The sequence below is a fragment of the Pantoea sp. GbtcB22 genome, from assembly GCF_019091025.1.
In the GTDB taxonomy this organism is placed as follows: Bacteria; Pseudomonadota; Gammaproteobacteria; order Enterobacterales; family Enterobacteriaceae; genus Pantoea; species Pantoea leporis.
Window position 1 is genome coordinate 1 of sequence record NZ_JAGXKB010000193.1, and the last position, 273, is coordinate 273.

Here is a 273-nt window from a genome sequence, read left to right on the forward strand (position 1 = left end):
GATGCTCGGTGGTCAACAGCTCTGGCTGAAGGGTGAGAGCGGCACGTCGTACTACTACGCGCACCTGTCCGCGTACGCGCCTGACCTGAAGGTCGGACAACTCGTCGACGCCGGCACCCTCGTGGGACTCGTGGGTCACACGGGCGACGCATACGGGCCGCACCTGCACTTCGAGGTGCATCCTGGTGGGGGTCCCGCGATCGATCCGTATCCGATCTTGGTCGCGGCCGATCCCGACCACCAACATTCCGTGTGATGGAAGTCATCGCGACG

At 64.5% G+C, this 273-nt stretch carries 1 protein-coding gene; it reads left to right on the forward strand.

Going from position 1 to position 273, the window contains the following annotated elements; all coding sequences use genetic code 11:
* Positions 1 to 256, forward strand: a 256-nt coding sequence (locus KVT28_RS25135) for a M23 family metallopeptidase (RefSeq protein ID WP_217550886.1), incomplete at its 5' end; no start/stop codon positions are given.
* Positions 257 to 273: the final 17 nt, after the last annotated feature.